We start from the raw sequence: 6,916 nt of genomic DNA, 5'->3' as shown, positions 1-6,916 counted from the left end.
AAAAGAGATATTGGTAGTTTAACAATTCAAGAAAAAACTACAATTATTGAAGAATTGCAAAAAATAAGTAATAGTAAAATTGACGTTACTAAAATACTGATTATTAATTTCTTTTATAAAGATAATCCAGAGCCAAATGGAAGTTGTATAGACTACTATACTAATGATAAAGTGTACAAAAAAAATCTAACTAAAAACAATGATGTCATTCAGTTTTTTATAACTCAAAAAGATTATCAGTACAAAAATAAGAACGTTTTACAGGATACTAACGATATAATACGGAAGATACTTTTCAAATATAAAATAGATTGTGGAAATTATATCATTATTAAGCCAGATGGAAGCTTTTTTCGAAAATTTGGAGAATATAGACAGGATGAGATTCTAAAAATTATAAATAAAAATATGTAAAAAGTCTGATCCGAAAAGTATACAAATGCTTATTCTTTTCTTTTAAAATAAATCAAGCTAAAGCGCTCCAAAAAATAGCATTAGCTACCTTATGAAACCCTAAAAAATGGACTAGAAGGCGTTATTAACAAAGGAAATGAAGTATTCTCTTTTTATATAAAATGAATGTTCTGACTCATGAATTTGTACTAAAACACAACTATCTTACTATCAAAACCTTATAGGGTTATCAACAATTTTGATAAGTATATAAGTATTTGATAATCAATAAATAATATTCAGAATATTTGTTAAAATTTTGAGGTGTTAATACGAGTTCGTAATTCGTTGATATTCAATTAACTTTAAGTTAACAGAAAATGTTAATAAGTTCGAAAAGAAAATTAGAAGTTTTTTTTGGTTGTTTCGAAAAAATACTTAATCCAAAACCGGAATTAAATATGCAAGAAAAGTTTCGTGAATTTTTGGAAAAGTTATCAATATCAAAAATACCATTTTCAACAACTATCAACATATGAACTTATCTACAAAATGAATTCACTTTTGGTTGTCAACCGTTGTTAATTAAAATACAAAAAGTCTTAAAAATTAATCTTTTAACTAAAAATAACTATGTTGATAACTCAGAATAAATAAGTAAAACGAGATTTCAATGGCTTCAAAAAAAAAATTATTCGACATATTAACAAGCTATAATAACCATAAATTTTTTTTAAATTTTTAAAAATCTTTTTTGTTGTATTTAATATATGTTGAAAACTAAAAAAGTTGAAAAGGAAAAAATTTTCTTTTGAATTGAATTTTACTCTGATTTGAGTTTGTTTTGAATTTTTGTTTCAGACGATTTTGAGAGGATTGTTGAGATTGTCCAGAATTGCCTGAACTTGCTCGAAATCGTTTGGATGTACTTTGAGTTTGATTCCGCCGAGCGCATTGGAGTAAAACGGCATGACAGAGAGTGTCATTTCGTTTTCAAAAAAATAAGGAATTCCTTCCTGTTCCAGTAAGTGTTTGAGAACTACGGTTTCGTGCAGATAATTGAATACGGCGATCGTTTTAAAGCTTCCCATTTTAGGTCTTTTTGTAAATGTACGAAAAGTTATATTTTTAATAATTCTATTTGTTAAAAAGTATTATTTGGTATCTTATTTGTAATTTTAAACCTTATAAGAAAAGATATATGAGTAAGAAAATTAGAAAGCCGATAAAAAAAGAGAAAGACTTCTCTGGAAAAATACTTAAAATTTTATCGCAAAATGCTAATAAACCTTTCAATTACAAACAAATAGGAGCTAAGCTAGAATTAGACGATACAAATAGCAGAAATCAGATTATAAAAGATTTAAAAATTCTTGCTGCTCAAAAGAAAATTATAGAAACAGAACCTGGAAAATATTTAGTAAAAGCAATTAGCCAGGATTATTACGAAGGAACAATAGATATGACGAGCAGAAAAACGGCATATTTTATTTGTGATGAATTTGAAGAAGATGTTTTTATTCCGACCAATAATTTGAATCGTGCATTAGACAAAGACAAAGTAAAAGTTTACGTTTATAACAGAAGAAAAGGAAAAAGACCTGAAGGTGAGGTAATTGAAGTTATTGAAAGAGATAAAACAGAGTTTGTTGGTGTACTTGATATGCAACCTAACTTTGCTTTTGTTTCGACTGCAAATCCTAAAATGTATACCGATATTTTTATTCCAAAAGATAAAATTGGTGAGGCAGAAAACGGTGATGTAGTGCTTGTTAAGATTGAAGATTGGCCAAAAAGAGCTGATAGTCCGTTTGGATCTGTAATTCGTGTTTTAGGAAAACCTGGTGAACATAATACAGAGATTCATGCCATTTTAGCCGAATATGGTTTGCCATCTGATTTCCCAGTTGAAGTTGAAGTGTACGCACAAAAATTAGATACTTCTATTCAAGAATCTGAGATTGCAAAACGTCGTGATATGCGTGATACGCTGACCTTTACGATTGATCCAAAAGATGCGAAAGATTTTGACGATGCCTTGTCTTTCAAAAAGTTAGAAAATGGAAACTTCGAAATCGGAATTCATATTGCCGATGTTTCGTATTATCTAGAAGAAGGAACAATACTAGATGATGAAGCGTATCAAAGAGCCACTTCGGTTTATTTGGTTGATAGAGTAGTGCCAATGCTTCCTGAAGTATTGTCTAACTTTGCTTGTTCGCTTCGTCCGAATGAAGAAAAATATACGTTCTCTGCCGTATTTGAAGTTTCGCCAACTGCACAAGTTATCAACCAATGGTTTGGAAGAACTGTAATTTATTCAGATCAGCGTTTTGCTTACGAAGAAGCGCAATATATCATAGAAACGAAAGACAATACCATTCCTGTTGATATTTCTATTACAGGAAGCTCTTATGTAGTTTCAGATGAAATTGTAGAAGCAACCCTGAAATTAGATGAATTAGCGAAGATTTTAAGAAAGAAAAGAATGCAACAAGGTGCTATTTCTTTTGATAAAGTAGAAGTGAAATTCAATTTAGATGAAGCTGGAGAACCAGAAGGAGTATATTTCAAAATATCAAAAGATGCCAATCATTTGATTGAGGAATTCATGCTTTTAGCCAATAGAAAAGTGGCTGAATATATCGGAAAACAAAAGAAAACTTTTGTATATCGTATTCACGATGAACCAAATGAAGATAAATTAATTGCCATGCAAACTGTTATCGCTAAGTTTGGTTATAAAATTGATTTTAGAACAAAAGGTGATATAGCAAAATCTATCAATGCTTTGATGGAAGAAGTAAACGGTAAGAAAGAACAAAATCTTATTGATACTCTTGCCATTAGAAGTATGAGTAAAGCCAAATATTCGACTGATAATATCGGTCATTACGGTTTGGCTTTTGATTATTATAGCCATTTTACATCTCCAATTCGTCGTTATCCAGACGTTATGGTACATCGTTTGTTGCAGTATTATCTGGATGGAGGAGCTTCTGTAAGTGAAGAAGAATACGAAACAAAATGTCTACATTGTTCCAATATGGAAAGTTTAGCCACAAATGCTGAGCGAGATAGTATCAAGTATATGCAGGTTAAATACATGCAGGATCATCAGGATGAAGAATTCTTGGGAGTTATTTCTGGTGTTACCGAATGGGGAATTTATGTAGAAATCGTTTCTAACAAATGCGAAGGAATGGTAAGAATCAGAGAAATAAAAGAGGATTATTATACTTTCGACGAAAGACAATATGCTTTGGTTGGAGCTACTTCAAACCGATTATTACAGTTAGGAGACGAAATTTATGTCAAAGTAAAAAATGCAGATTTAGTTAAAAAACAACTGGATTTTCATTTCTTAAGAAGAGCAGAATAAGTATTAATTTAATAGAAATAAAAGTATGAAAAAGTTAATTATAGGAGCGGTAATTTTATTTGCACAAATGTCTTTTGGTCAGGTTACCAAAGAGTTAGGAGATTTTGATACCGTTAAAGTTTACGATAAATTAAGTGTAAAATTAGTTCAGTCATCTGAAAATAAGCTTGTTGTAAAAGGAGCAAGGGAAGCAGAATTAGAAGCTGTTAATAAAAATGGTATTTTAAAAATAAGAATGCCTTTTCCAAAACTTTTATCAGGAAATGATCTCGAAGTTACCTTGTATTACAAACATTTAGAGTTAATTGATGTGAATGAAGGTGCAGCTGTTAACAGCAAAGAAACTATAAAAGCGACTTCGTTTAAAGTAAGTGCACAAGAAGGTGGAAAAATTAATGTAGATTTGAATGTTGATAAACTAAAAGTAAGTTCAGTTTCTGGTGGAGAAATTACAGTAACTGGTAAAGCAGATAACCTTGATGCTGGATTAGGAGCAGGCGGATATTTCCTTGGAAGTAAATTAGCCACTTCTCAGACCAAAGTAAGCGTTTCTGCGGGCGGAAAAGCAGATGTTAATGCTTCGACCCTTGTCGATGCAAAAGTAAGCGCAGGAGGCTCTATTTACATTTATGGAAAACCAAAACAAATTAATCAAAAAACAGTTTTTGGTGGTAAAATCGAAGAAGTAAAATAACAAGTCGTATTTTGATGATAAATGATATTCTGGCTGGACTGCCATGGGGACTTTTTCTAAGTTTTATGGTAGGTCCGGTATTTTTTATACTATTAGAAACAAGTATTACCAAAGGATTTAGAGCTGCATTAGTTTTTGACTGCGGCGTAGTATTAGGTGATATTTTTTTCATAGCAATTGCTTATTTAGGAAGTTACAGGTTGATTTCCAGCTTAAAAGATAAACCAGCGCTGTTTATTTTTGGAGGTATAATTATGCTGGCTTATGGTATAATCTCTTTTGTGAAATTAAAAAAAGGAGAAAAAATAAACGACGAAGAAATAGATCGTGATATTATTAAAAGAAATTACGGAAGTTTGTTTGTAAAAGGCTTTTTACTTAACGTTATTAACATTGGTGTTTTAGGTTTTTGGCTGGCTGTAATTATTTCAATCGGCCCAAAATTACAAATGCAAACCTCAAGAATGATGACTTTTTTTGCCTCTGTAATCGTTGCTTATTTATTGGTTGATTGTATTAAAATACTCTTAGCTAAACAATTAAAATCGAAAATGACGCCAACAAACATTCTTAAAATCAAAAAAGGAATTAGTATTGTTTTAATGGTTTTCGGATTAGTGTTGATAACGCAGGGATGGTTTCCAAAAGAGAAAGAAATGGTTAAAAATGCTTTCGAAAGAATAGAGAAAAAATAGTTGTTAATAACTCAAAAATATAAAATTAAACCTCTGAAGTTCAGAGGTTTTTTTGTGTTTATAAGTGTCGTGTAGAACTTTGTCAAAGTTTCAAACTTTGACAAAGTTGACTATTTACAGATTCAGTTTGTCATTTCGACGAAGGAGAAATCTCCACAAGTAACTCCGTTCCAATTGACCAAACTTTGTAGAGCTTCTCGCGGAGATTTCTCCTTCGTCGAAATGACAAGATTGTGGATAAAGCGGAGAAAAAAAGAGATACATTTCTGTATTCTTTTTGATTTCGTCTGGATTCGAACCAATATCTTTTAATTAATTTTTCTAAAAATTAGACATAAAAAAACCTTCAAATTGCTTTGAAGGTTTTAGAGGTATAGTCTGGATTCGAACCAATATCTTTAATTAATTTTTTCTAAAAAATTAAACATAAAAAAACTTCAAATTGCTTTGAAGGCTCTGAGTTATCGTGCGGATTCGAACCGATATCTTTAATTAATTTTTACTAAAAATTAGACATAAAAAAAACCTTCAAATTGCTTTGAAGGTTTTGAGGCATCGTCCGGATTCGAACCGGAGTAGGAGCTTTTGCAGAGCCCAGCCTAGCCGCTCGGCCACGACGCCATTACTTGAACGGTTGGCAAAAGTAACTAAAATCTTTAAATTTCAAAAGTTTCGAATGAACTATTTTAAAAAAATTACAACGATTACTTTCTGATTTCCGTCATTTTTATAGTAACTGACTCAACATCACCACCAATAGGAGGATTAATTTTTGAAACCCAAACTGTTGTTTTTTCTACAGTTTCTATCTCTGCCAGTACACGAATATTGATTCTTTTGGCTACATGTTCTAATAAATGCGAACGAATTGCCATTTCTTCAGCTACAATTTTGTTCAAATGAACGTAATCAACAGTGTCTAAAAGATGATCTGTTTCTGCCGATTTCTGTAAATTGGTTTTAATTTTTAGATCAACAGTATAATCAGATCCAATTTTTCCTTCTTCAATTAAACATCCGTGATAAGAAAAAGTACGGATATTTTTAAGTTTAATAACTCCCATTTCTAAATTTAGTTTCAAGTTTTAAGTTTCAAGTTTAGAGTAAGTTTCCCAAAGAAAACCATAAACTATAAACTGTAAACTATAAACTTTTTTATCTTTGCTAAAATTACTATAAAATAATGGCATCAGAAGAGAAATCACTCAATTTTATTGAACAAATCATAGAGGAAGACGTAAAATCAGGTCTTTCAAATACTAAACTTCGCTTTCGTTTTCCACCAGAACCTAATGGTTATTTACACATTGGGCACGCAAGTTCTATTGCTTTAAATTTTGGTTTAGGAATTGATTATCAATCTCCTGTGAATTTACGTTTTGATGATACAAACCCCGAAAAAGAAGAGCAGGAATTTGTTGATGCTATTAAAAAAGATGTAGAATGGTTAGGATATACTTGGGCAGAAGAATGTTATGCTTCAGATTATTTCCAACAATTATATGATTGGGCAGTTTTATTAATTAAAAAAGATAAAGCTTATGTTGACAGTCAATCTTCTGAAGAAATGGCGATTCAAAAAGGAACTCCAACCACTCCAGGAACTGACAGTCCGTACAGAAATCGTTCAGTTGAAGAAAACCTAGATTTATTCGAAAGAATGAAAAATGGTGAATTTGAGGCTGGTACACATATTCTTCGTGCAAAAATTGACATGAAATCAACAAACATGTTAATGCGTGATCCTATCAT

General features: G+C 31.0%; 7 protein-coding genes and 1 tRNA gene. 5 read left to right on the top strand and 3 right to left on the bottom strand.

All coding sequences use genetic code 11. The features are described 5' to 3' along the window. The coding region (locus VGE71_RS19360) for a hypothetical protein (protein WP_331139773.1) at positions 1-414 on the top strand (414 nt) is incomplete at its 5' end. A gap of 836 nt (positions 415-1,250) precedes the next feature. On the opposite strand, the gene VGE71_RS19355 is transcribed toward VGE71_RS19360, so the two are convergent. Further along, positions 1,251-1,484, bottom strand: coding sequence for a putative signal transducing protein (locus tag VGE71_RS19355; RefSeq protein WP_331139772.1), 234 nt, complete (start codon positions 1,482-1,484; stop codon positions 1,251-1,253). A gap of 110 nt (positions 1,485-1,594) precedes the next feature. On the opposite strand from VGE71_RS19355, the gene rnr reads away from it, so the two are divergent. The 3 genes from rnr to VGE71_RS19340 are packed head-to-tail and all read left to right on the top strand — an operon-like array spanning position 1,595 to position 5,164. Further along, positions 1,595-3,775 carry a ribonuclease R gene (rnr, locus tag VGE71_RS19350; protein WP_331139771.1) on the top strand — a complete coding sequence of 727 codons (2,181 nt, stop codon included), beginning with the start codon at positions 1,595-1,597 and terminating at the stop codon, positions 3,773-3,775. 25 nt (positions 3,776-3,800) lie between these two features. Then, complete coding sequence (locus VGE71_RS19345; protein WP_331139770.1) at positions 3,801-4,469, top strand: head GIN domain-containing protein; 669 nt, start codon at positions 3,801-3,803, stop codon at positions 4,467-4,469. A gap of 14 nt (positions 4,470-4,483) precedes the next feature. Then, entirely contained in the window at positions 4,484-5,164 is a 681-nt protein-coding gene (locus tag VGE71_RS19340) for a LysE family translocator (RefSeq protein WP_331139769.1), read from the top strand. Positions 5,165-5,714: 550 nt separating this feature from the next. On the opposite strand, the gene VGE71_RS19335 is transcribed toward VGE71_RS19340, so the two are convergent. Together VGE71_RS19335 and folB are read right to left on the bottom strand one after the other, a co-directional pair. Further along, positions 5,715-5,785 (bottom strand) — tRNA-Cys (locus VGE71_RS19335). An 83-nt stretch (positions 5,786-5,868) separates the two neighbouring features. Then, the gene (gene folB, locus VGE71_RS19330; RefSeq protein ID WP_095930566.1) at positions 5,869-6,228 is read right to left on the bottom strand and encodes a dihydroneopterin aldolase; all 360 of its coding nucleotides are present in this window, start codon (positions 6,226-6,228) and stop codon (positions 5,869-5,871) included. 119 nt (positions 6,229-6,347) lie between these two features. On the opposite strand from folB, the gene VGE71_RS19325 reads away from it, so the two are divergent. Next, positions 6,348-6,916 (top strand): glutamate--tRNA ligase family protein (locus VGE71_RS19325; protein ID WP_331139768.1); only part of this gene is annotated, 569 nt, incomplete at its 3' end.

This window comes from Flavobacterium sp. (genome assembly GCF_036405015.1).
Classification (GTDB): domain Bacteria; phylum Bacteroidota; class Bacteroidia; order Flavobacteriales; family Flavobacteriaceae; genus Flavobacterium.
The sequence above is the reverse complement of the archived record's forward strand: the minus strand, read 5'-3'. Positions and strand labels throughout refer to the sequence as shown.

Coding starts and splice junctions, on each gene's coding strand:
- VGE71_RS19355 (WP_331139772.1), bottom strand. CDS start 1,484: ATGGGAAGCTTTAAAACGATCGCCGTATTCAATTATCTGCACGAAACC.
- folB (WP_095930566.1), bottom strand. CDS start 6,228: ATGGGAGTTATTAAACTTAAAAATATCCGTACTTTTTCTTATCACGGA.
- VGE71_RS19345 (WP_331139770.1), top strand. CDS start 3,801: ATGAAAAAGTTAATTATAGGAGCGGTAATTTTATTTGCACAAATGTCT.
- rnr (WP_331139771.1), top strand. CDS start 1,595: ATGAGTAAGAAAATTAGAAAGCCGATAAAAAAAGAGAAAGACTTCTCT.
- VGE71_RS19340 (WP_331139769.1), top strand. CDS start 4,484: ATGATAAATGATATTCTGGCTGGACTGCCATGGGGACTTTTTCTAAGT.